We start from the raw sequence: 24,900 nt of genomic DNA on the forward strand, positions 1-24,900 counted from the left end.
TAGCCTTTGAAGTGAATCGCCGCAGGATACTCGTCTAAGACGTGACGCCTGCGGCGTTTTTTGAGATGGGGGTTGAACACAATGAACGAATATGAAGTGCATGTTGTGGATGCACATATACATATTGATGGATATAAGCAAGCAGAACTCGCAGAACTGGAAGCGTCACTAAACCATCCATACTTGGATTATGTGATTGCGGTGTCTATGAATCTTGCCTCTTGCTACCACACCGAGCAATGGGCAAATCGTTATCCCGGCAAGGTACTCCCTGCATACGGATTCCATCCTGAGCAAGCTCTTCCAAGTGCTGACGAGCAGGAAGGGCTGCTGGCCTGGCTTGAGCTGCATAAGGAGAGCATGATTGCCATTGGTGAGGTTGGTTTGCCGTATTATATGCGGGAGGAGTCGCAGAAGCGCGGCGACTCATTTGACCGCTTGCCCTATATAGAGCTGCTTGAATTGTTTGTAGAGCGGGCTGCTGCATGGGATTTGCCAATTGTGCTTCACGCCGTGTACGATGACGCTCCGATTGTCGTTGATTTACTTGAGCGATATAGTGTGCGTCGCGCGCATTTTCACTGGTTCAAGGGAGATGGGAAGACGATATCCCGCATGGCTGACAACGGTTATTTCATCTCATTTACGCCAGACATCCATTATGAGGATGAGATCCGGGCGTTGGCCAGACAGTATCCAGTGGAGCAGGTGATGACGGAAACGGATGGGCCGTGGCCATTCGAAGGGTTGTATACAGGCCGACATACGATGCCCATGATGGCGCGCGATGTTGCCATCGAGTGGGCTGCACTGCAAGGTATGGACATATTGGAAGCTTCGAAGCTGCTGCGTGCGAATGCGCGGCGCTGTTACGGGGTATAAAGGTAGAAGGAACACATGTTGATGCAGCAAGCATGCAGCTTGGCTGTGTCAATAAGGTTAGATGATTGTAGATAGGATATTCGCTGAATATGAGATGGCGTATTTACGGTACATAGCAGGGGATTGTCCATACGAGTCACTGCTCCGACGAAGCACAGACAATCCCTTGCTTTTACGAGGTGGTGGTACCATGCGCTGCTCGCTGCAAGATGCTTTTCAATCCATTACAACACCATTGCAGCAATGAAGCCCGCGATAAGAAGCGGCACATTGTAATGGAGGAAAGTTGGCACGCAGGTATCCCAGATATGATCGTGCTGCCCATCTGCGTTCAAGCCGGCCGTAGGACCAAGTGTACTGTCCGAGGCAGGTGAACCAGCATCACCCAGTGCACCTGCTGTTCCGATAAGGGCAACAGTGGCTAGCGGGCTGAATCCTAGTCCGATGCACAGCGGCACGAATACAGTGGCGATAATCGGAATGGTGGAGAACGAGGAACCGATGCCAAGTGTAACAAGCAGGCCGATCGCAAGCATTAACAGCGCAGCTATTGCTCGGTTGTCGCCAACTGCCTCCACAGAAGCCCGCACAAGTGTCTCAATATGTCCCGTATCCCGCAGTACAGCGCCGAATCCAGAGGCTGACATCATGACGAAACCAATATAGGCCATCGACCGCATGCCGTCTGTGAGGACACGATCTGCTCTGCTCCATGGAATGACACGTGATAGGATGAGGATTGCCAATCCGGCGGCCGCCCCATAGATCATAGATCCCGTGCTGAGCTGTACCGTCAGCATTGCCGCGATAGCAGCGAGTCCTGACCAAGCTGCCCACTTGTTTGTTACTCCGTCTTGACCTGGGATGGGAGAAGATCCAGGCTGCGTTGTCCCTTCTATTGTTGTGTATTGACGCGGCTTGCGATAAGAGATTGCAAGTGAGACAATAAGTCCGATCACCATACCAACAGCCGGAATCAGCATGGCTCGTGGGAGCAGTGATGCATCGACTGCAAGGCCATTCTTGGTTATATTGCCTGCTACAGTGTCGTGGAAGATTGCCCCGAATCCAACAGGCAGAAGCATGTATGGTGTAATAAGACCGAATGTAAGCGCGCATGCAACGGCTCTCCGATCGATGTGCAGTGAATTGAACAGCACGAGCAGCGGTGGAATGAGCACGGGAATGAAGGCGATATGCACGGGAACAGCATTTTGCGACATGCAAGCAATGAGTGCAATGGCGGCCAACACGAGATACCGTGCAGCGGCACGAGGAGCCTTCGTGCTATCCTTTCCCTGTACTAAGCTTACCGCGCCGCGCACCAGCTTGTCCGGCAATCCTGTTTCCGTCAAGCCAGCGGCGAATGCCCCCAGCAGTGCGTAGCTTAGAGCAATTCCGGCATTGTCTTTCAGTCCTTCTCCGAAGACATCGAGTACGCGAGATATGCTAAGGCCTCCTGCTAGCCCGCCTACAACAGTAGCTGTCAGCATCGCAAGTACAACATGTACGCGAAGCATACTTAATCCGAATAATATTGCCAATGATAGTAGTACTGCATTCATCGTCTGATGCCACCTTTATTTCAACTTTACGTTTGCGTCACTATAATACCTAATTAAAACATTACCACTTTACCATAGCAACGTACAATCATTTCCTGTAACGCTCAACCTCTTTGTATTTTTAACGTACGATGTGTTCTTTACAAAAATTACTAATAATATCCGTCTTCGAACTGATGTGATCTTTGCCTGATTGCTATACACTAATAAAGTTCATGTCAAATTAGAGATAAATGAACTGCTATTTGTTATATGTGGAGGGAGAGTTGTCTATGACTCATGCACAATCTGGGAATGTACAGTCGGGCGAGAACAAGTCCGTCTTTAGTTTGTTCCGCAATCGCTTTGTCCAAGCGATTATGGTTGCGGGTCTATTTATGCAAATTGGGGTATGGGTACGGAACTTTGCTGTCCTTTTGTTTGTCATGGAAATGACGAATGGAGATCCGTTCGCCGTTTCAATGGTATCCGTAGCTGAGTTTGCGCCTATCTTTATTTTTTCCTTTATCGGAGGAACATTCGCAGACCGGTGGCGTCCAAAGCGGACCATGATATGGTGTGACTTCCTAAGTGCTTTGTCTGTGTTCGCCGTGATGTGGACGATCGTCTTAGGAGATTGGCATGCCGTTTTCTTCACGACCTTTATTTCAGCTATTTTGTCTCAATTCTCGCAGCCTTCATCCATGAAGCTGTTCAAGCAGCACGTACCAGAGGAGATGCTGCAGGCCGGCATGTCGATATTCCAGACGATGGTAGCCTTGTTCATGGTTCTAGGTCCAGCAATCGGCACGACCATTTTCCAACATTATGGGATACAAGTGTCGCTTGTGATTACAGGGATTGCGTTCATTCTGTCAGCAGTAGCACTTCTGTTCCTTCCTGCTGATCATGCAGAGGACAAAGAGAAGCATAAGCAAACGAATGTGGCGCAGGAACTGGCGGCAGGCTTCCGCTATGTCATGAAGAGTCGCCTATTGAAGCCGCTTGGCGGTTGTTTTGCTTTTGCTGGATTGGCAATTGGATTGATTCAACCGATGGGTGCCTTCCTTGTAACTGAACGGCTTGGATTGCCGAAGGAGAATCTTAGTTACTTGGTGATGGTTAACGGGGGTGCAATGCTTATTGGCGGTGCGCTAGCCATGGGCATTTCGAAGAAGCTGCTTCCGCAGCACATGCTGGCTGTAGGGATGCTGATGAGCAGCGGAGGCATGCTGATGGCAGGCCTCTCTACGCAATTGTGGCTGACGCTGGTTGCTCAGTTCATCAGTGGATTGTTCTTGCCTTGCATTCAAATCGGGATCAACACGATGATTTTGCAAAATACTGAAGGTGATTTCATCGGTCGCGTTAATGGTATTCTTAGCCCGATGTTCACGGGTGCCATGGTACTGACGATGTCATTATCAGGAGGTATTAAGCAGCTTACTTCTATTGTATTTATATATGAGGTAGCAACCGTGCTATTCATATTGGGTATTCTCGTGATGCTTCCAATCTTGCTTACGCGCAAGCCATCACCGAATGATTCGCTTCAGCGGACGACAGGTACGGAAGGCTAATGCTTTTCAATACGAGAGATGCTGATTCTATTTGTCCGTAACAGACTTACACGAATCCTGCTCGAATAGAATATCGGAACAACTGCGGCGGCCCATTGACATTGGGTACGCCGCGTGTTCATAATATAGGGATAATAGTTGCAAGACAGGTCAACAATTGATGACGAGAACGAGTACGCTATGAAGCAGTCTGAAGAGAGTCGACGGGTGGTGCGAGTCGATGGCTGACATGGCCGAATATCCTCTCCGAGATTCCCTGCTGAATGCGAACTGTGCGCCTCCTATTCTTTGGGGTTGCAGGGCACAGACGTTTGAGTAAGCAAGGACGGCAGTTCCACCGTTACCCGGATTCGCGATGAATACGCGGCCAAGCGCTGCAGCAGAACAGGTCGATTTCCGGAGAGGGAGCGATGTACAGCTGCAGAACAAGGGTGGTACCACGAGCTCAAACTCGTCCCTTCTTAGGGATGAGTTTTTTCTATTTGTAGAGGTTGTACTTTCATTATCACTGTGTACAAAATACGTATATTCGATCGAAAGCGAGGAACCGACAATGGAAACGACCCAAGCAGCACCTGCAGTTACTATGGAACATATCGTTCGTGCACATCACGTGCTCAAAGAAGTCATCGTTCGGACACCGCTTCAGCGTGACCCCATATTGTCCGCTAAGTATGACTGCAACGTGTACTTGAAGCGTGAGGATTTGCAGATTGTCCGCTCATTCAAGATTCGCGGCGCCTATAACATGATTCGCCACCTGACGGAGGAGGAGCTTGAGCGCGGTATCGTCTGTGCAAGCGCAGGCAACCATGCGCAGGGAGTCGCCTATTCCTGCCAAGCACTGCAAATTCAAGGCACGATCGTAATGCCGAGCACGACGCCAAGCCAGAAGGTAACGCAGGTGAAGCGTTTCGGTGGATCATATGTCAATGTCGTGCTGACTGGGGATACGTATGACGATGCGTACGAGGCAGCTATGAACATCTGTGACGAGAAGGGCAGTACGTTCATCCATCCGTTCGATGATCCTTATATCGTGGCGGGCAACGGAACGGTAGGCATGGAGATTATGGAGTCGCTGGAAGGCGCGGCAGACTATGTGTTCGTAACGATTGGCGGTGGCGGCTTGGCGGCGGGGGTAAGCACCTATGTGAAGACCGTTAGTCCAACAACTCGCATCATCGGTGTGGAGCCAGAGGGAGCAGCGTCGATGACTGCGGCATTGGAACGCAAGGAAGTGCTTACGCTGGATACGATCGATAAGTTCGTCGATGGCGCTGCGGTCAAGCGGGTTGGACAACTGCCTTATGAAATTTGCTCGAATCTGCTGGATGATGTGATTCAGGTACCGGAAGGCAAGGCCTGTACGACAATTCTTCAGTTGTATAACGAGAATGCGATTGTAGTTGAACCCGCGGGTTCCCTGCCGATTGCAGCCTTGGATCTGTATCGGGAACAGATTCGCGGTAAAAATATCGTATGTGTTATTAGCGGGGGCAACAACGATATTGATCGCATGCAGGAAATTAAAGAGCGTTCTCTCATTTATGAAGGCCTGAAATACTACTTCACGGTGAACTTCCCGCAGCGGGCAGGAGCCCTCCGTGAGTTCTTGCAGGATGTGCTCGGTCCGAACGATGATATTACGCGCTTCGAGTATAATAAGAAGCATAACAAGGACAATGGGTCTGCGCTTGTCGGCATTGAGCTGAAGTATAAGGAAGATTATGAGCCGCTCATTGAGCGGATGAACAAGAGGGGCATCCAATACATTGAGGTGAACAAAGACAAGACGCTGTTCGATCTTCTGGTGTAATCGGATAGTACTTGGATGATAGAAGTGTTCAAGGGTTCAAGTTTGCACTCGCAGTACGCGAGGAGTGGACAATCGGTGTTGAACTCGCTGGACGATACGGGTATATTTATTAACAAAGTGTGTTAGGGCAAAGAAAGGTTGATGACTGGTGGACAATCCGAATCCAAATCATAGCTCCAACTTTATACGCAACATCATTGTTGATGACTTGAAGGAAGGCCGCGTAAACGATATCGTTACACGCTTTCCGCCTGAGCCGAACGGCTACTTGCATATCGGACACGCGAAGTCGATATGCTTGAACTTTGAGCTGGCGCGTGAGTTCAAAGGCCGTGCGCATCTGCGCTTCGATGATACGAATCCGCTGAAGGAAGATACTGAATACGTCGAGTCCATTAAAAAAGATGTGGAGTGGCTCGGCTTTAAGTGGGACGGACTCTTTTTCGCGTCTGACTACTTCGAAGAGATGTACAATCGTGCAGTATTGCTGATTAAGAAGGGGCTTGCGTACGTAGACGATCTGTCTGCGGATCAAATTCGCGAGACACGCGGTACGCTCACAGAGCCTGGACAGAACAGCCCGTACCGGGAGCGTTCGGTAGAAGAGAATCTTGATCTGTTCGCTCGTATGCGGGGTGGCGAATTCGGCAACGGCGAGAAGGTGCTTCGTGCCAAGATCGACATGTCGTCACCGAACATTAACTTGCGTGACCCGGTTATTTACCGTATCGCGCACGCTACTCATCACAATACAGGCGATGCATGGTGCATCTACCCGATGTATGCATTCGCACATCCGCTTGAGGATGCAATTGAAGGTGTAACGCACTCGATCTGTACGGTTGAGTTCGAGGATCAACGTCCGTTGTATGACTGGGTCGTCGAGCAAAGCGAGATGGAGAAGACGCCGCATCAGTATGAATTCGGGCGCTTGAACTTGACGAATACCGTGATGAGTAAGCGCAAGCTGAAGCTGCTCGTAGACGAGAATGTTGTAGACGGTTGGGACGATCCGCGCATGCCGACTGTTTCCGGTCTTCGCCGCCGTGGATTTACACCAGAGTCGATCCGTACGTTCTGTCGCGAGATCGGGGTAACGAAGTCGAGCGGTGTTATTGACTTTAAATATTTGGAGCACTTCCTGCGGGAAGACTTGAAGCTGAAGGCGCCACGGACAATGGGCGTATTGAAGCCGCTTAAGGTCATCATTACGAACTATCCGGAAGGACAAGTAGAATGGCTGGATGCGGAAGTAAATCCGGAGAACCCGGAAATGGGCGTTCGTCAGATCCCATTCTCTCGCGAGATTTACATCGAGCAAGATGACTTCATGGAGAATCCGCCGAACAAGTACTTCCGCCTGTTCCCAGGCAATGAAGTGCGCTTGAAGCATGCTTACTTCATCAAATGCAACGACTTCGTGAAGGATGAGAACGGCAATGTAGTAGAGATCCATTGTACGTACGACCCTGAGACGAAGAGCGGAAGCGGGTTTACCGGCCGCAAAGTGAAAGGGACCCTTCACTGGGTGGATGCTACACATGCAGTTCCGGCTGAGTTCCGATTGTACGAGCCGCTCATTCTTGATGAGCAAGAGGAAGAGGACGAGTCCGCGTCCTTCTTGGAGCGCATTAACCCGAACTCCCTCGTGGTGGAGCAAGGCTTCATCGAGCCGAATATGAAGGATGTGGAGCCGCATGACAAGTTCCAATTCTTCCGTCACGGATACTTCAATGTGGATCCGAAAAGCTCAGAACCAGGCAAGCCTGTGTTCAACTTGACGGTATCCTTGAAGAGCTCGTTCGCATTACCGAAGCAGTAAGAAATAACGGGGGGTGACCTTGTGTCCCCTATAGCGCCGCATCTTGACGCGATAGACACCTGCTGCTGTGCGGTATGATCGATAGTGAAACAGTGCATCTAGCAGGCGTGAAGATGAAGGAGGTCTTTCGATGAAAGGCAAAGTCGTATTACTAACATCAGATACAATTGGTGCTGCTGAGAATGGCCTTGGAGCAACGATTCTGGAGACATTCCTGACACTTGTGAAGCAGCAGGAACAGCTTCCAGCCGCAGTGTTCTGCATGAATCGCGGAGTGCTTGCGCTGACTTCTCAATCGCTCGCATCCTTGCAGCTTGCTGAGCTGGAGAAGCTCGGTGTGCCAGTGCTTGCTTGCAAGACATGTGCTGATCATTATGGAATTGCAGACAAGCTGGCAGCAGGACAAATCTCTGGCATGGGTACGTTCGTCGAACTAGCAGCCAGTCATGAAGTGCTGACTATTGGATAGCCGTTAGGCTCAAGTTGCATAGCAACAGCTCAATGATGGAGCTGCCCACAAGACCGGATTCTCTGCGGAGAGTCCGGTCTTTGCTTTTTATGTAAGGGGCAAGGATTCTATCTAGTAATGGAACCAGATGTAAAGACAGGCAGAATGAACATATCAAGAGGTGTGGAATAATAGATTTTCTTCATTCATACGTATAATCACGAGATTACGTAAAGGATGGGGATGAGGATGGCTGTAGGAGCGCGATTTATTAAGGTGGCTGCTTTTTATTTCGTTATCGGCGTACTTGCAGGGCTGATTGCAGGCGCAACGAAGCAATTTCAATATGAGTCGCTTCACGCGCATATCGGCTTGCTGGGATGGGTATCGCTCGCCATCAGCGGACTTGTATACGTGAAGTTCCCGAAGGCGGGGGATAGTTCGCTTGGCAACGTGCATTTCTGGCTGCACAACATCGGACTTCCAATTTTTCTTGTTGGATTAGCATTAGCGGTTAATGAGGTAGCGGCTGCGACGGCCTTGTTGATCGGGGGCGGAGTGATTTCAGTGCTGGCGGCTTTGGTATTTGCCCTTAATGTATGGAGTAATGTGAAATCATAAGCTGCTTGTACGTGAAAGATGATGCGTGAGATGATGTCGGAGTCCTGAGAGGGATGAAGTAGCATCTTCATCATGTATACGGAATGAACAGGAAAGGCAGGAACAGCGCTATGAACTGCACCTCCAATCGCTAGATGGTGTCTAACAATTGGGGTGCAGTTCACTACCGATCCTGCCTTTCTGCCATTTATGCAATCGATTATCCGATCCCTATTCCTATAGACGAACTGCGGTAGATACCGATTCAGCGATAATCTCATCGGCAGTGACTTCGCGTCCTAGCGCACTGGACATATAGATGCCTTGGCTGATCAGCATCGTATTCAGTGCCAGCTCTGCGGTAGGAAGCAGGGGGACGATCCCGTTCAGCGCTGCAACCCAATGACCTTGGGAAGAATCATAAGCCCATTCATTCGGATTAAGAAGGTGTCTGCGACGATTCATCGCTTGGACGTCCACTGTTGCGTTGAGATCCATATCTGACACAGTATGATGGAAGCTGAACGGATGCTGTCCTTGGCTCGTTTGGTATGGCATGCGAAGTCCGCCCTTGGAGCCCACTATGCTGCTTCCTTCGAAGCCATCCAAGTAGATTGCCCACGCTTCGATGATATCGAGCGTTAAGCCTCCCTCGAATTTTACGAGACCGAGGCCGAGCTCTTCAACGTCGAATTTGCTAGTTTCCCGGCGTTCCTGGAGCATCTCCATCTCTTGATAGGTCTGTCCGCTAATCCGCGTTACCTGAGGCATACCAAGCAAGTAAAGCAGCTGAGAGATATGGTATACGCCCATATCGTATAGGGCGCCTCCAGAAGCGATGGATTTCTGTGTGAAGGACGGAGTGCCATAGCCGTCAACATAAGGGCGTCCACGGCGGCGGAAGCCCGTTGAACGAGCGTGGTACAGCTTGCCTAGCTGCCCATCCTCAATTAGCGTCTTTGCGGCCTTCGTCTCTGCGTTATATAAGGTAGCCAGCTGGATATGCAGCTGGCGTCCGGTTGCCTTAGCAGCTTCAAGCATGGCTGCACCGTCATAATAAGAACCGGCAATCGGCTTCTCGCAATATACATGCTTGCCTGCTTCCAATGCTGCTATGGTGATTGGCGCATGGAAGTTGTTGTGCAGGCATACATCAACAGCCTCGATATCATCACGCTTCAGCAGCTCGCGGAAGTCCGTATACACATGCGGGACTTGATACTGCTCGGATACTTTCCGAGCTTCTGCTTCATTCACATCGCACACAGCAACGATTTCTGCACCGCTGACGCGGGCGTATTCATCCAGATGATGCTTGCCGATTTGTCCGACGCCAATGATGGCAATACGTTTTGATTCCATCGTTCTCCCCCTTGGTACTCTGTTCTAAGCAGCTAGGCTGCATCTGCATGCGGGAGCGCTGTTGCGGGGGCGCAGCGTAACAGGAATTACACGGAGCTCTCCCTGTTAGGCGGGCAATGAAGCCAGATGACCCTTCAGCTTCCCGATAGCCTCTTCCATAGCAGTTAGCTGTTCATGTGGCGCATTGTACTCAATTGCCCAATACCCGTCATAACCAGCGTTCTTCAATGATGCCAATCGTTCCTTGGCCTGCGGTGATTCAATCAAGCGATAATCAACATGGGTATGTCGTACCCATGGCGCAGCCTGCAGGTCGCCTTCCGCGGCATAAGCGTCTAATGTGTCCGATGACGTCATGCGAAGCGAGAAGGAATCTCCCGTAGGCTTCCATCGCCCAAGATGAAGCAGAATTCCGTAGTTCGGGTGATTTACTGCTTCAGATATGCGAACCAGCGTGTCAGGTTGCAGCGCACAGCCGGTATGATTCTCAGGCCCAACCCAGTACCCTCCCTCAGCAGCGCGCTGTGCGTACTCACGGTATCGCATCGTGATGTATTCAAATGCCTCATCGCTGAGCACATCATCTCCATGGTGAACAGCATCAATACGTACAGACTGTGCCCCCATGATTTCGGCTGCGCGCAGATGGGCAAGTGCATTCTGATGCAGTGCCTCGCGTATTTCTGGATCGGGATCCCAGATGTGAGCACGATCAACCGCAATATTCACGAGAGCCATCTCACGCTCCATAAGTGTGTCACGAATTCGCTGCAGCATATCATCATCCGCAACCTGCCATAGCGGGCGTGTCGTATCTGCAAAAAAGGCGTTCCAGAAATCAATGGACTGCAATTGGTACCGTTTATGGACAGTTGCAATATAAGCGAAAATATCCATCTTGCCCTCAACTCGCAAATTATTGAACGAAAATCCGCCAATAGATAGTTTCATGCTGTTCCTCCTTATGCGAAAGGTGATGAGCTTGCTTTCGTATCTTGGGAATAATGAACTTGAAACTCGGTATTTCATCTGTGAGATGGTATGGGAAGTGAGTTTGATTCGAGAGTAGCAGATTGTGTAAGCGTGGACAATGTGCTAAATTCGCCATAATGACACCGTTTTCATATTAAATGAATACTTGAACGCACTGTATCTTCAGAATACGGACGATTGCACATATTGAGATTGGCAGCGGGAAAATAAAAAGCCCGCAAAAGCTGCGGGCTGAAGAATGTCTCGTAGGATGACTATAGAACGCGCTTGGCACCGACATACGTGCGCTTGGACCATGAAGATGACATGCTGGTCACTACGACTTGGTATGCACTGCCTGAAGAAGCATTCAAGTATTGGTTATTGCCGATATAGACACCAACGTGAGAGATTGTGCTGCCATTGTTCGCGAAGAATACGAGATCGCCAGGTATTGGATTGCTTACGCGATATCCGACATTATACATCTCTCGAGATGTCCTTGGCAGCGATACGCCGTTCTTACGGAATATATATTGAATATATCCCGAGCAGTCGAAGCCGCTAGGTGTTGATCCGCCCCATACATACGGTACGCCGAGGTAACTGCGTCCGGTGTTGATGATGCGAGAAGCTGCGCTTTGTACAGAAGCGGTCGTGACAGACTTCTTTTGCGGAACGCGATCAACGCGAGGAATACTCTTCAAATAATCGGGTGTCCACTCAAAATCCAAATCAAAAGCGTTCATCAAAAAACGAAACGGAATATATGTATTATCTCTGTATGTCCAAGGCTTGCCACCCATGTCAATCGTCTCGCCATTCACATCGGCAGAAGCGCTGTCTGTACGGAAACGGACAGTCGTCGTACCATTCGAGAATTCAATGTTGTTCACACTGGAGTTGACAGCGGACCAAGACAGGGAGTAACCCATTTGCTCCGCGAAGGCGCGGACTGGGACATACATATTTTGATTTTCATCAATAATGGGAATAATATCGGTAAATTGTAAGGCATTACCGTTGACGTGGATCGTGGCTTGCTTAGGCGCGTCGGCAGCAAAAGCCTTCGTACCTAGTGTGCTATCTGCAAACAGCAAGCATCCGATGACTGCGCTTGCTGCAAGAGCAGTCCGTATGGCGGTTTTCACTACATCTCCTCCTCAGCTGTTAAAAATGTAAATTGATTACTAAAAAATCGACAAAACCAGACTAACATAATTTTAAAAAAGCTGGCAATAGTCTGGAAGTATTAAAAATGACAAAACTGTAACTAAACTGTAACCAAAGTGTTAACCCTTATACTGCAAGGGATTTGGGGAATTTGAACTGAATACGAATTATGAAAGAAATAATAATGGAAATGTAAGTAGATGTTATTTCTGTTGCAATTTATTCGAAATTCGACTGAAAACAGGTGCAGCAAACTCAGGCCTGGCGCGGAGAACGCTGTAATAGTGAAATAGAGCAGAGGAGAGGTGACAGTCTTGCAAGTCCATGTAAAGGAAATGAAACCACATGAATGGATCGGTAGTTGCGGCAATAATCAAATCATGATCAGGCAACAGGCAGATTCGTCTGGATCTGCTTCATTAAATAGGCCCTTCGACCTATGGATGATGAGCTTAGCATTCGCGGTTGCGGAATCGATTCGCAGTTATGCAACGGAGAAAGCATGGGATTTACAGTCCCTTCAAGTCGATGCGGTGGATGAAGTGAGTGATCAGGGCAAGCTCCTGTACGTTACATTTCACATAACAGCAGCTGGACTTCAGAAAGAAGAACGCGACGAAGTATTCAGTGCAGTGCGGACGACTTGTACACTGCTAAGACTGGTGAACAAAGAGATTGAAATGTATTTTGCTGATCGGCTTGCGAACGAATGAATGAGCCGCAATAAAACCCAGCACCCTCTATAGGATGCTGGGTTTCTTCATACACCCTCAATTGGAATATATTAATAATTCTAAAAGATATCGTTTGTGTCGTATATATGTAATCATAGAGGTAGGGCGAAGATCCATCTCATGCAACAATAGATTCACACTTTGAGTTATGTTCAATATATTGATTATGATATTATAAAGCTTGAAGACACGCAGCTGAATAGGGTGATTATCCTTCGCTGTGAATGTGAAGTATAGGAAAAAGAAAGCGGTACCGAACCGCTACCGTGCTCGTGTGCCGGCAAGGGATGGAGGTATAGGCCTTGTTGAAACCGTTTCACCAGATGTATCAGAAGCACTTTAAGAAGAAATTATTCAATAAATTAATTGCGATATATTCACTCATTGCAGTTGCTTCCTTAGTGACGGTATCTGTGTTTGCCTATGAGTTCTTTGCGCGCAAGGATGTCAGCAACGCACTCATGGAGCAGCAGCGCACGGTAGATACCATTAACCGATACATTGATCAGAAGAATGATCTAGCCCAGGCGATCGTCCAGCAGGTGTATCAGGATAATCTGCTCATCCAGGATACCGTCTACTTGCTGAATGAGGGATATGAACAATATATCCGCTATCGCTTGGATGCCTACAGCTCGAGCAACATGTTCTATGTGCGCAAGATGCAGGAATTCTTCATGCTCCAGTTCTGGAAGGATCCCGATTTGCAAAATATTAATCTCATCAGCCCTACGAAGCAGTTCGCTTATATGTATACAAGTGATGGAGTGAAGGGCGGGCTCTATGACTGGAGCCAAGATCCGCAGATGAATACGCAGTGGAAGATGAATCGCTATGGTGAACGCGTCTCTTCATATACGAATCAGAGTAAAAAGGAAGAAACTTCAGCCGATATACAAGATATACCGTTACTGCGCCACTCGGATCGCTTGGTCGATATGCTTGACCAAGATGGATCCAAGCGATTAGAGAAGCAGGCTCAGGCTTCTATTCCTACAAAGACCAATGTGATTAAGTCAGAGTCGGAGAAGCTGCCGCTTATCAGCTTCACGAATCGAGTGAGCAGTCCAGAATCTTTGCTGACAGCAGGACACATTACGATTGATTTCAATGCGAACGGAATTGGGCGTCAGATTGGGTATTCCCTTCGAGGTGAGCAATGGATTGTACTGGATCAAAAAGGTGAGATCATCTATCCGTCTTCCCAATCACAGGGGACGTCGACATGGGCCGATGTTGAGGAACTGTCCAAGCTCGAGCGCAATAAGCCGCAGTCGATTCAGGTAGATGGGAAGTCCTCCTATGTAACGGTCTCTCAGACGAATAAGCTGGGGCTGTATGTCGTAGGCGCATTGCCGGAGGCAGCCATTACCGATCATTTGTCTGGACTGAAGAATACGATTGGCATTGTGACGATAATCTGTATATTTGCCGTTCTGATGGTGACCTATTTATCGGTACTCCATTTATCCCGCCGTACGCAGACGATTGTGATGGCGATGAAGAAAGTGCAGGAAGGCAATTTGAACGCAAGGTTGCCCGTTACGCGTGAAGATGAGCTCGGTCTCATCGCGGGTAGTTTCAATCAGATGTGTGAGGATTTGAAGCAGTACATTAATAAGGTGTATAAGTCCGAATTGAAGCAGAAACACGCGGAACTGATAGCGCTGCAGGCGCAAATTAAGCCGCACTTCCTATATAACACGTTAGAGGTTATCCGGATGCGGGCAGTATCCAAGGGCGCTCATGATGTCGGGGAAATGATCTACAGCCTGGCAGCGATGTTCCGTCATATGGTCAAGGACAAGACGATCATTACCGTGAACGAAGAGATTGAGAACTGCCGCCGATACTTGGAGCTGACCCGAATACGATATCGAGACAAGCTGCAATTCACCATTCATATGGATGAGCGGCTTGGCGGCTATAATACGATGAAGCTGTCGGTTCAGCCACTCATCGAGAATTATCTCGTACATGGCATTGTCTTGGATCGGAAGGATAATCATATCCGCATTGAGGTTACGCAGCACCAGGGAGATCTGATCATTCGGGTGAGCGATAATGGCAAGGGGATTGAACCAGAACGGCTGCAGGAGATTCAGAATGATCTGGAGCAGCCGCAAATCCAGGATCACGGTTCGCTTGGTCTGAAGAATGTGCAGGAGCGCCTCCGCATTCTGTATGGGAATGAATATGGATTGACGATAGACAGTACCTTGCATGTAGGTACGACGGCAACCGTTCGGGTGCCGCTGCAATAATAGCGTGGTGAACACTTCTAGTACCACTTCATAATGGAAAGCAGACAAACTTTCGTGTGACTAGGGTTGGGGGGGATATAGATGTACGATGTATTCTTAGTCGATGATGAGCCGTTTATTATTGAAGGATTGCAATCTATATTAGAGTGGAATGATTACGGTCTCCGTATTGTTGGGCAAGCGGAGAATGGAGAGGCCGCCTGGGACATTCTGAAAGATCACCCTGTCGATTTGGTTGTGACTGATATTATGATGCCGAAGATGACAGGCTTGCAGTTGATTGAGAAGGTGAAGCAGGCGCATCCGCATACACGTTTTATTATTTTGAGCGGGTACAATGAATTCGTCTACGTGAAGGAAGGCATTAAGCACGGGGTTGAGAACTACTTGTTGAAGCCAATCAACATTGATGAATTCCGCTCTACGCTGGAGAATACAGTTCAGAAGCTGGATCAATCCCGCATGCATCATATGGTGGAGCTGCACAATCGGGACATCCTGCGCGACAACGTGCTGTTCCGCTGGCTGCGTGACCGCATTCATATGGAGGAGCTGCAGCAGCGTGCGGATCTGTTGGATATTCATTTCGTGCATCCTTATTATATGGTCGTTCTTGTTCGTCCTGAGGTTCGGAAGGACAATGAAATGGACTATATGAAGCAGGATGAAGTTGCTTCTCAGGCGAAGCATCTGTTGGATGAGAAGTTCGGTGGATTTTGCGTGCGCGAGTGGGACGGAGAAACGGCGATTGTTCTTGGCTTATATAATCGTGAGGACAAGCAGGAAGCGATAGAGAAGCTGGTGCAATGGAAGGCAGAGACGGAGCAGAATCTGCAATCGGTGCTGGAAGTCACTGTCGGCAGCGTGCAGGAGGGGTATGCCAAAGCCTCTGTCAGCTTCGATCATGCGAAGCAGGTGCAGCCATACCATCTCGTTCGAGTAGATGACAGTATTATAGATTGTGATGAAATTGAGAGTTATCGATCCTCGCGTCCTTCTTCGGTACAGCCGGAGACGGAACCTTACGTGAAGCTGCTCTATGCACGAAATAAGGAAGGGCTGCGCGAACAGCTTGAAGCAGATTTCGAGCGTTTGTCGGATACGGACGGTGTCACGCCGCGCGATATGCGGAACTTCGCTGTAGAGCTGCTCATCGCATGGAAACAGTCTGTGAAGGGGTCAGCGGTGCTGCAATTGAATGATGAACGCGATTGGTTCGATGACGTGTATCATATTCAGACGCTTGATGCCTTGAAGGATCATGTTCTACAAGTGGCGGCACATGTGATTGAATTGATGAGTGAACCGGAGGACATGAGTCCTGTCGTCAGACAGGTACTCCATGATATCCAAGAACGCTATGCGGAAGAACTGTCGCTTAAGACGCTCAGTCAGGTGTACAATATTAACCCGGTCTATCTGGGACAGTTGTTCCAGAAGGAAGTCCAGTCGACGTTCTCTGATTTTTTGAATAAGACACGGATTAACAAGGCGAAGGAAATGCTGACAGGGACAAATTATCGGATGACGGATATTGCAGCCAAGGTTGGTTACTGGGATAAAAGCTACTTCTACAAGCAGTTCAAAAAGTATGTTGGCATTTCTCCAAAAGAGTATCGAGAGATCCATAGTGCAGCGAATGAATTGGCATAATAACCAGGATTGGAAAGGGCATCCATGGCGAAGTGACGCTGTGTAAGCCCTTTCTTTATTTTGTACACCAAATCTAAAGTTTATTGACTATTGGAAGCGCATCAGTTGAGTTACCCTATAAGTACAACATAGCAACGGGGGATGATGGGATGCAATTCATCAAAAATGCCTTTCGGAGCTTAAACCGCAATCGAATCTTTCTGCTAATGGTTCTTCCGGGAGCCTTGTGGTTTTTGTTCTTCTCCTACCTGCCGATGTTCGGAACTGTGATCGCTTTCAAGGACTATCGTTTCAGCCGAGACGGCTTCCTTGCCAGCTTGCAGCAAAGCGAATGGGTAGGTTTTAAAAATTTTGAATACCTTTTCAAAACGAATGATGCTTATGTCATCACAAGAAACACGATACTATACAACGTAGTTTTCATCGTTATCGGTCTTGTATGTGCCGTAGCAATGGCAATCATCTTGAGCGAAATTGTGAATAAACGGTTGGCAAAATTGTATCAAACCGGGATGTTCCTGCCTCACTTCTTGTCTTGGGTTATCGTCGGTTACTTTACATTCAGCTTCTTGAGTGTAGATAAAGGGGTAATGAACCAATTCCTGGCTTGGATGGGCAAAGACCCTGTATCCTGGTACTCCGATACGACGTATTGGCCTTACATTCTCGTCTTCCTGAATATTTGGAAGGGCGTCGGTTACTCCAGTGTCGTATACTTGGCAGCCATTGTTGGTATCGACAAGACGTATTATGAAGCAGCGATGATTGACGGCGCGAACAAGTGGCAGCAAATTCGCCACATTACGCTTCCAGCGATTACACCGCTCATTACGATTTTAACGCTTCTCGCCGTGGGACGTATCTTCTATGCAGACTTCGGTTTGTTCTATCAAATTCCGCGTGACTCCGGTCCATTGTATGCGGTAACGAACGTAATCGATACCTACGTATATCGCGGTTTGAAGGCGACAGGGGAAATTTCAATGAGTACGGCAGCTGGCTTGTATCAATCATTAGTCGGATTCATTCTTGTCATGACCTCGAACTGGATCGTTCGAAAATTCAACAAAGACAATGCGTTGTTCTAGGCTAGGGGGGAATGACTTTGCGTAAGACTAAACATCGCGACGTTCATGAGTTGTCCAGAGGTACGAACCTTTTGTTCAATATTATTGCTGGTGGATTCGCTCTACTCTGTGTCTATCCGTTCCTTTTCGTTATCGTCATCTCGTTAACGGATGAAGAATCATTGGCACGCAAGGGATACACACTGTTTCCTGAAAAATGGAGCTTCTCGGCTTATGAGTACATTTTCAAAGCTGGGGATCAGTTGCTCAATTCCTACGGTATTACGATATTTATTACGTTAATTGGTACGTTGATTAGCTTGGTGGTTATCAGCTTGTATGCTTATGCGATATCTCGCAAAAACTTCGAGTACCGGGGATTCTTCTCCTTCATCGCATTCTTTACGATGCTGTTCAACGGTGGTCTCGTACCAACGTACATGGTCATTACGCAAGTGTTGGGGTTAAAGGATTCGATCTGGGCGCTTATCTTGCCGCTCATCATGAACGCGTTCTACGTACTCATCATGCGTACGTTCTATAATACGACGGTACCAGACGCGATTATCGAATCTGCTAAAATTGATGGTGCTGGTGAATTGCGGGCATTCATTACGATTGTACTTCCAATCTCATTACCAGGGATCGCCACAATCGGCTTGTTCGCGACACTTGGCTTCTGGAACGACTGGTTCAACGCTTTGCTCTATATCGACAATCCGTCGCTCGTACCATTGCAGTCCATGTTGATGCGTATCGAGAACAGTATGCAGTTCTTGCTGTCGAACGCACAGTTGAACTCTTCCGGTCAATCGCTCGAAATGCTGCGGACATTGCCACAGGAAGCAACTCGGATGGCGCTTGTCGTACTGGCAACATTGCCAATCGCATGTGCGTATCCATTCTTCCAACGCTACTTCGTTCAAGGCTTGACGATTGGTGCGGTAAAAGAATAACTCTTTACCCTATGGTTATTCCCGGATGGCGGCGATGATCATTGCCGCCTCTGGAAATAATATAAACATTCAGCGTGGTACAAAAAGGGGAGGTAACAAAATGGCTAAGGCAAAAAAAATGCTGATGATGACATTCTGCCTCATCATGGTTGCATCTTTGGTTCTCGCAGGTTGCGGAAATAAAAAAGATGAAGCGGCTGGCACAGCAGGAGACAAAAAAGACGAAAAGCCAGTAGAACTGATCTGGTACACGATCGGTACTCCGCAAAAAGACGTTGACAAGGTAATGGAGAAAGTCAGCGAGTACACGAAAGAAAAAATCGGCGCTACAATCAAAATGAAAATGTTCGACTGGGGCGATTACAACCAAAAGATGCAGGTAATCGCCGCTTCTGGGGAACCTTTTGATATCGCTTTCACGTCCTCTTGGGCATTTGATTATGTACAGAACGCTAAAAAAGGCGCGTTCTATGAACTGGATGAGCTGTTAGACAAATACGGTCAAGATATTAAAAAGAACGTTCATCCATCCTTCTTGGAAGGTGCTAAAATCGAAGGTAAAACATACGCGATTCCTGTAAATAAAGAGCTACCAGCTCAAAAAGTATTCCGCTTCAACAAGAAATATGTTGATAAGTACAACATCGACATCAACTCCATCAAGACTTTGGAAGATTTGGAGCCAGTTCTTGCAAAAGTAAAAGCAGGCGAGCCTGGATTGTATCCAGTGTCTGCTGACAAGCAATTCAAGTTCGGTGTTCCTTACGACTTGGTTAACGAAAACTTGCCAATCGGTGTAGCATTGACGGATACGAACGACTTGAAACTCGTCAACGTTCTGGAACAACCAGATATGATGAAGAGCTTCGAGACGATGCATGAATACTACAAAAAAGGTTACGTAAAGAAAGACGCGGCTACAGCACAAAACGGCGATGAAATGAAAACGGGCAAATGGTTCGTTGACATGCCGGACACTCAACCGTTCGCAGACAACCAATGGTCACAAACGCTCGGCTATCCAGTTGTATCTACTCCTTACACAGAGCCTTATGTTTACAACTGGTCTGTAATGGGTTCGATGCACGGTATTTCCGCGAACTCCAAGTACCCAGAGAAAGCAATGGAATTCTTGAACTTGCTCAACTCTGACAAGTACTTGCGCAACCTGGTGAACAACGGTATCGAAGACGTTCACTACAAACGTATTGACGATAGCACAGTAGAATACTTGCCTGCTAAGACAGAAGGTTACGATATGCCAGCATTTACACTTGGTAACTTCTTCATCTTGGATAAGTTGCCTTCTGACCCTAAAGACAAATGGGAACAATTCGCGAAATTCAACGATTCCGCGAAAAATGCGCCGCTTCTCGGCTTCCACTTCAACGCTGACAGCGTGAAAACTGAGATTACGGCTTTGACAAACGTAAAAGAAGAGTTCTATGCATCTCTGTATACAGGTTCTGTAGACCCTAAAGTTTACGTTCCTAAAGCAGTAGAGAAGTTCAAGCAAGCTGGCTTGGACAAAGTAATGGCTGAAATGCAAAAACAATTGGATGAGTGGAAAGCATCCAAGAAGTAATCAATATCGGGGCATGATTGAATTTCGCCCAGCAGCAGATTTGACAACTAGAGCATGGCGACAACAACGTGCAGAGCGAAATGAATAGCCCTTTGTATCCAATCAGGTGGAGCGCTTCGCTTCACCTGATTGTGTACTATTTTGGACAAATAATTGGTTGTTTTTTCACATCCTAATCATTACAATATAATTGATATATTAATTATCTTATTTGCTATAATACAAATAATTCACTTGCGTTGTGATCATAAGTGAAAAGGAGAGAGCCGACATGGAACGTCTACCACAAGCCGTGCTTCGCGTGATGGAAGAAGCAAAGACGAAATTGGCCTATAACCCGAAATTGATGGAGCAGTTCCTGAACTGCTTCCCGAATACGCTGCAAACAACAACTAAGCTGCATGAAGACGGTACATCCTACGTCTTTACTGGAGATATTCCAGCCATGTGGCTGCGCGATTCCAGCGCTCAGGTACGCCAATACATGCCGCTTGCGAAGGACGATGCGGATGTGCGACGCGTCATTGCCGGATTAGTGCGCAAGCAGCTGAAATATATTCAAATCGACCCTTATGCAAATGCATTTAATGAACAAGAAGTAGCACTGGATGAAATTCATCACCGTGACCAAACGAAGCTGAACGGCTGGGTATGGGAACGCAAGTATGAGATTGACTCCCTCTGCTATCCGCTTCAATTGTCCTATTTGTATTGGAAAGAGACAGGGGACACTTCCCTATTTGACGGTGAATATAAGACGGTTGCCCATATCATCATGGATCTGTGGACGACGGAACAGCGTCACTTTGCGCAATCGCCATACCGCTTCGAGCGGATGGATTGCCGCAAGACAGATACGCTCAAGAACAATGGCATGGGTATGCCGGTCAACTATACAGGCATGACATGGTCTGCATTCCGTCCAAGTGACGATGCGTGCACATTTGGCTATTTGGTTCCTTCCAACATGTTCGCGGTTGTTGTGCTGCGGTACTTGGAAGAAATCGCAACAACGGTTTATGAAGATGCGCCGTTTGCCGCGAAGGCTCACGCACTGATGGAAGAAATCGACGAAGGCATTCAAGCGTACGGCATCTTCCACCACCCGAAATACGGCAAAATCTATGCTTATGAAACAGATGGCTTCGGCAACTATAACCTGATGGACGATGCGAACGTGCCTAGCTTGCTCGCGATTCCGTACCTTGGTTATACAACGGCAGACGATCCAATCTATCAAAATACACGCCGCTTCATTCTGAGTGAAGAGAATCCTTACTTCTACTCTGGTAAAGCAGCGAAGGGTATCGGCAGCCCGCATACGCCGGATCAATACATTTGGCATATTGCCTTGTCGATGCAAGGCTTGACAGCAAACTCGCAGGAAGAGATTGCTTCCCTGATCGAGCTACTCACAACGACAGATGCAGGCACAGGTTACATGCATGAAGGCTTCCATGTGGATGATCCTGCACAGTTCACACGTGAATGGTTCGCTTGGTCGAACAGCTTGTTCTCAGAACTGATTTTCCGCGAACATTGGCTTAAAGGGGAATAAGCAATAAGCAAGCCAAATGCTCATGCAGCAAAGTCAGATCATTAGGAATACTGGCACCTCTATCACACACATCATGGAAGAGAGGGAAACAACATGACAAAAAAGACAGCCCATATCATTTCTCATACACACTGGGATCGCGAATGGTATATGCCTTACGAGTATCATCACACTTTATTGATTGAATTGATGGATACGCTCCTTGATACACTCGATAACGATCCAGGCTTCAAGAGCTTCCATCTGGACGGACAAACGATCATGTTGGAAGACTACTTGCAAGTTCGCCCTGAAATGAAGGAGAAGCTGACGAAGTACATTCAAGAAGGCCGCATTCATATCGGCCCTTGGTACATCCTGCAGGATGAGTTCTTGACAAGCAGCGAGGCGAATGTGCGCAATATGCAAATCGGTCATCGCGATGCGAAGCAGTATGGCGGCAACATTTCCAAGGTTGGCTACTTCCCGGATTCATTCGGTAATATGGGCCAAGCGCCGCAGATTTTGAAGCAATCTGGCATTGATGTGGCTGTATTCGGCCGCGGTGTTAAGCCAACTGGATTCAACAACCAAGTATCGGAAGATGCAGCATATGAATCGCCGTTCTCCGAGATGATCTGGGAATCCCCAGACGGCTCGCGCGTCATCGGCATTTTGTTCGCGAACTGGTACTGTAACGGAATGGAAGTACCTGTTGATGAGCCGCAGGCAGTCGCTTATTGGGACAAGCAAATTCCGAATGCGGAGAAATTCGCATCTACACGCCACTTGTTGTTCATGAACGGGTGTGACCACCAGCCGATTCAAACGGATCTGTCCAAAGCGATTGAAGTGGCAAAGAAGCTGTTCCCGGATGTGGATTTCGTTCATTCCAACTTCAACGATTATGTAGATGAGCTTCGCAAGGAGCTGCCTGAGAACCTGCAGACAGTACACGGCGAATTGCGCAGCCAACGTACAGACGGCTGGTATACGCTCGTTAATACAGCGTCCTCCCGTGTGTACTTGAAGCAAATGAACGCAGAGAACCAGACGCTGCTTGAGAAGGTAGCAGAGCCGCTTGCGGCAATTGCGCACCAAGCAGGCAAGCCATACCCACACCACCTGTTCGTGTATGCGTGGAAGACATTGATGCAGAACCATCCGCATGATAGCATTTGCGGCTGCAGCGTGGACGAAGTGCACCGTGAAATGGTGACACGCTTCGAGAAGTCGAAGCATACAACAGAGACAATTATTAATGAAACGGTAGACAGCCTGCTGAAGCAGATTGATACATCCGTATATAGCGGCAAGCAAGCTGTGCCATTTACCGTATTCAACTCGACAGGATACAATCGCGACGGCGTAGTGGAAGTGACAATCGAATTGTCTCGCCGCTACTTCCGCGAAGCTCATCCGATGAAGCTGGCAGCGGAAATGAAGAAGGATCCAATCGTACCAGGCGCAGTTGTCGACGCAGACGGCAACGTGCTGGATTGCGAATGGGAAGATGCGGGTGTAGTCTTCGGCTATGACTTGCCGAAGGATAAATTCCGTCAGCCATATATGGCGCGTGCAGTGAAGGTGCGCTTGCAAGTACAAGACATCCCTGCATTCGGTTATAAGACGCTTGCTTGGGTGACAGGCGCATCGAAGGAGCAAGGGGCTAGCCTTGTGACAGGCGAGTTCACACTTGAAAATGATCGCTTGAAGGCAGTCGTTGCGGAAGATGGTTCGCTTACATTGACAGACAAGTCGACTGGCCATACGCATGCTGGTCTGAACGTATATGAAGATGCAGGCGACATCGGGAACGAGTACATGTTCCGCATGCCTGCAGGCTCCAAGCCGCTTACGACGGCAGGGCTGAAGGCAGAGCGCAAGGTTGTAGAAAATACGCCATACCGTGCGGTAATCGAAGTGGCGCATAACTGGAGCATTCCAGTATCCGCTGACGATAAATTGGAAGAAGAGCGCCGCGACATTGTGGACTTCAACCTTCGCAAGGCACAGCGCTCGACTGAATTGGTTACATTCCGCATCATCACTCGCTATACGCTCGATCGCGGTGCGAAGCGCGTTGATGTTCATGTAACGATGGACAACAAGTCCAAGGATCACCGCGTAAGAGCGTTGTTCCCGAGCGGCTTTGAGTCCGAAACACACTTGGCGGAATCGATCTTCGAAGCGGCACGCCGCAACAACATTCCAGCGAAGGAATGGGAGAACCCAAGCAACGATCAGCATCAGCACACATTTGTCAGCGTAAGCGACGGCAAGCTGGGCTTGACGGTTGCGAACAAGGGCTTGTTCGAATACGAAGTATCGCAAGACAACAAGAACACGATTGCAGTTACGCTGCTTCGCTCTTCCGGCGAGCTTGGCGACTGGGGCTACTTCCCGACACCAGAAGCGCAGTGCATCGGCGTTCATACGGCTGAATATGCAATCATCCCGCATGCTGGCGACGTAGTTGCTTCTGGCGCTTACGCGGAAGCACATTCGTTCCAAGTGCCTTGGGTTGTACGCCAAGTAGAAGTGCAGGAAGGCAAGTTCCCAGTGAACCATGCATTCCTGGCATGGAACGGCGAAGGCGTAGCGTTCTCCTCCTTGAAGATGGCAGAAGAGACAGGCGACATGGTCGGCCGTTGGTTCAACTTCAAGCATGAAGAAGCTTCTCTGAACGTATCGCTTCCAGAAGCTGCGAAAGGCTTCTACCGCAGCAATATCATGGAAGAAGTTCAAGAGAACATTGCTTCCACGAATAACCGTGAAGTAAGTGTTGCCTTGAGTAGTGCTGAGATCTTCTCGCTCGGTATCCAAAAATAATACGTATGATTATAGGGAAGACGCTTGCGAAGACTCGCAAGCGTCTTTTTTGTTGTCAGATGAGCTTGCA

Annotated in this window: 18 protein-coding genes and 1 other annotated feature; of the genes, 14 read left to right on the forward strand and 4 right to left on the reverse strand. The window is 48.3% G+C overall.

Annotated features, from left to right (window positions below):
- Positions 1-81 precede the first annotated feature (81 nt).
- Positions 82-882, forward strand: coding sequence for a TatD family hydrolase (locus BLS15_RS25700; RefSeq protein WP_021257237.1), 801 nt, complete (start codon positions 82-84; stop codon positions 880-882).
- 224 nt (positions 883-1,106) lie between these two features.
- Here the strand turns inward: BLS15_RS25700 and BLS15_RS25705 are convergent, their stop codons facing one another.
- A complete protein-coding gene (locus BLS15_RS25705; protein ID WP_090514479.1) occupies positions 1,107-2,447 on the reverse strand; it encodes a Na+/H+ antiporter family protein in 1,341 nt (446 codons plus the stop codon).
- A 272-nt stretch (positions 2,448-2,719) separates the two neighbouring features.
- Here BLS15_RS25705 and BLS15_RS25710 point away from each other — a divergent pair, with 272 nt between their 5' ends.
- From BLS15_RS25710 to BLS15_RS25730, 5 genes are all read left to right on the forward strand, one after another.
- Complete coding sequence (locus BLS15_RS25710) at positions 2,720-4,006, forward strand: MFS transporter (protein WP_021257235.1); 1,287 nt, start codon at positions 2,720-2,722, stop codon at positions 4,004-4,006.
- A gap of 151 nt (positions 4,007-4,157) precedes the next feature.
- Positions 4,158-4,468 (forward strand) — a binding site (T-box leader).
- Between the two features lie 91 nt (positions 4,469-4,559).
- A complete protein-coding gene (gene ilvA / locus BLS15_RS25715) occupies positions 4,560-5,825 on the forward strand; it encodes a threonine ammonia-lyase IlvA (RefSeq protein ID WP_021257234.1) in 1,266 nt (421 codons plus the stop codon).
- Between the two features lie 148 nt (positions 5,826-5,973).
- Positions 5,974-7,647: a glutamine--tRNA ligase/YqeY domain fusion protein gene (locus BLS15_RS25720; RefSeq protein ID WP_021257233.1), complete on the forward strand. Its 1,674-nt coding sequence runs from the start codon at positions 5,974-5,976 to the stop codon at positions 7,645-7,647.
- Positions 7,648-7,777: 130 nt separating this feature from the next.
- Positions 7,778-8,116: a DsrE family protein gene (locus tag BLS15_RS25725; protein WP_021257232.1), complete on the forward strand. Its 339-nt coding sequence runs from the start codon at positions 7,778-7,780 to the stop codon at positions 8,114-8,116.
- Between the two features lie 228 nt (positions 8,117-8,344).
- A complete protein-coding gene (locus BLS15_RS25730; protein WP_028533368.1) occupies positions 8,345-8,716 on the forward strand; it encodes a hypothetical protein in 372 nt (123 codons plus the stop codon).
- Positions 8,717-8,932: 216 nt separating this feature from the next.
- Here the strand turns inward: BLS15_RS25730 and BLS15_RS25735 are convergent, their stop codons facing one another.
- The 3 genes from BLS15_RS25735 to BLS15_RS25745 all read right to left on the reverse strand — a co-directional run bounded on the left by BLS15_RS25735 (position 8,933) and on the right by BLS15_RS25745 (position 12,180).
- Entirely contained in the window at positions 8,933-10,057 is a 1,125-nt protein-coding gene (locus BLS15_RS25735; RefSeq protein WP_090514482.1) for a Gfo/Idh/MocA family protein, read from the reverse strand.
- A gap of 105 nt (positions 10,058-10,162) precedes the next feature.
- Complete coding sequence (locus BLS15_RS25740) at positions 10,163-11,008, reverse strand: sugar phosphate isomerase/epimerase family protein (RefSeq protein ID WP_090514485.1); 846 nt, start codon at positions 11,006-11,008, stop codon at positions 10,163-10,165.
- Positions 11,009-11,304: 296 nt separating this feature from the next.
- Positions 11,305-12,180 (reverse strand): C40 family peptidase, encoded by an 876-nt coding sequence (locus BLS15_RS25745; RefSeq protein ID WP_028533370.1) that lies wholly within the window; start codon positions 12,178-12,180, stop codon positions 11,305-11,307.
- 336 nt (positions 12,181-12,516) lie between these two features.
- On the opposite strand from BLS15_RS25745, the gene BLS15_RS25750 reads away from it, so the two are divergent.
- The 8 genes from BLS15_RS25750 (at position 12,517) to BLS15_RS25785 (ending at position 24,830) form a co-directional block, all read left to right on the forward strand.
- Positions 12,517-12,915 (forward strand): OsmC family protein, encoded by a 399-nt coding sequence (locus BLS15_RS25750; RefSeq protein WP_028533371.1) that lies wholly within the window; start codon positions 12,517-12,519, stop codon positions 12,913-12,915.
- Between the two features lie 323 nt (positions 12,916-13,238).
- The gene (locus BLS15_RS25755) at positions 13,239-15,200 is read left to right on the forward strand and encodes a sensor histidine kinase (protein ID WP_021257226.1); all 1,962 of its coding nucleotides are present in this window, start codon (positions 13,239-13,241) and stop codon (positions 15,198-15,200) included.
- Positions 15,201-15,281: 81 nt separating this feature from the next.
- Positions 15,282-16,853 carry a response regulator transcription factor gene (locus BLS15_RS25760; RefSeq protein WP_021257225.1) on the forward strand — a complete coding sequence of 524 codons (1,572 nt, stop codon included), beginning with the start codon at positions 15,282-15,284 and terminating at the stop codon, positions 16,851-16,853.
- Between the two features lie 149 nt (positions 16,854-17,002).
- Positions 17,003-17,941 (forward strand): ABC transporter permease, encoded by a 939-nt coding sequence (locus BLS15_RS25765; protein WP_021257224.1) that lies wholly within the window; start codon positions 17,003-17,005, stop codon positions 17,939-17,941.
- Between the two features lie 11 nt (positions 17,942-17,952).
- Positions 17,953-18,876 (forward strand): carbohydrate ABC transporter permease, encoded by a 924-nt coding sequence (locus tag BLS15_RS25770; RefSeq protein ID WP_028533372.1) that lies wholly within the window; start codon positions 17,953-17,955, stop codon positions 18,874-18,876.
- Positions 18,877-18,976: 100 nt separating this feature from the next.
- Complete coding sequence (locus BLS15_RS25775) at positions 18,977-20,461, forward strand: ABC transporter substrate-binding protein (protein ID WP_028533373.1); 1,485 nt, start codon at positions 18,977-18,979, stop codon at positions 20,459-20,461.
- Between the two features lie 271 nt (positions 20,462-20,732).
- A complete protein-coding gene (locus tag BLS15_RS25780; RefSeq protein WP_090514488.1) occupies positions 20,733-22,019 on the forward strand; it encodes a glycoside hydrolase family 125 protein in 1,287 nt (428 codons plus the stop codon).
- 93 nt (positions 22,020-22,112) lie between these two features.
- Positions 22,113-24,830 carry an alpha-mannosidase gene (locus BLS15_RS25785; protein ID WP_028533375.1) on the forward strand — a complete coding sequence of 906 codons (2,718 nt, stop codon included), beginning with the start codon at positions 22,113-22,115 and terminating at the stop codon, positions 24,828-24,830.
- The last annotated feature ends 70 nt before the right edge of the window (positions 24,831-24,900 follow it).

It is taken from the genome of Paenibacillus sp. cl6col (assembly GCF_900102125.1).
Classification (GTDB): Bacteria; Bacillota; Bacilli; order Paenibacillales; family Paenibacillaceae; genus Paenibacillus_B; species Paenibacillus_B suaedae.

What these genes read in the sequence shown, in the direction of transcription:
- BLS15_RS25700 (WP_021257237.1), top strand. Translation starts at nt 82, where the DNA reads ATGAACGAATATGAAGTGCATGTTGTGGATGCACATATACATATTGAT.
- BLS15_RS25705 (WP_090514479.1), bottom strand. Translation starts at nt 2,447, where the DNA reads ATGAATGCAGTACTACTATCATTGGCAATATTATTCGGATTAAGTATG.
- BLS15_RS25710 (WP_021257235.1), top strand. Translation starts at nt 2,720, where the DNA reads ATGACTCATGCACAATCTGGGAATGTACAGTCGGGCGAGAACAAGTCC.
- ilvA (WP_021257234.1), top strand. Translation starts at nt 4,560, where the DNA reads ATGGAAACGACCCAAGCAGCACCTGCAGTTACTATGGAACATATCGTT.
- BLS15_RS25725 (WP_021257232.1), top strand. Translation starts at nt 7,778, where the DNA reads ATGAAAGGCAAAGTCGTATTACTAACATCAGATACAATTGGTGCTGCT.
- BLS15_RS25730 (WP_028533368.1), top strand. Translation starts at nt 8,345, where the DNA reads ATGGCTGTAGGAGCGCGATTTATTAAGGTGGCTGCTTTTTATTTCGTT.
- BLS15_RS25735 (WP_090514482.1), bottom strand. Translation starts at nt 10,057, where the DNA reads ATGGAATCAAAACGTATTGCCATCATTGGCGTCGGACAAATCGGCAAG.
- BLS15_RS25740 (WP_090514485.1), bottom strand. Translation starts at nt 11,008, where the DNA reads ATGAAACTATCTATTGGCGGATTTTCGTTCAATAATTTGCGAGTTGAG.
- BLS15_RS25760 (WP_021257225.1), top strand. Translation starts at nt 15,282, where the DNA reads ATGTACGATGTATTCTTAGTCGATGATGAGCCGTTTATTATTGAAGGA.
- BLS15_RS25765 (WP_021257224.1), top strand. Translation starts at nt 17,003, where the DNA reads ATGCAATTCATCAAAAATGCCTTTCGGAGCTTAAACCGCAATCGAATC.
- BLS15_RS25770 (WP_028533372.1), top strand. Translation starts at nt 17,953, where the DNA reads ATGACTTTGCGTAAGACTAAACATCGCGACGTTCATGAGTTGTCCAGA.
- BLS15_RS25775 (WP_028533373.1), top strand. Translation starts at nt 18,977, where the DNA reads ATGGCTAAGGCAAAAAAAATGCTGATGATGACATTCTGCCTCATCATG.
- BLS15_RS25780 (WP_090514488.1), top strand. Translation starts at nt 20,733, where the DNA reads ATGGAACGTCTACCACAAGCCGTGCTTCGCGTGATGGAAGAAGCAAAG.
- BLS15_RS25785 (WP_028533375.1), top strand. Translation starts at nt 22,113, where the DNA reads ATGACAAAAAAGACAGCCCATATCATTTCTCATACACACTGGGATCGC.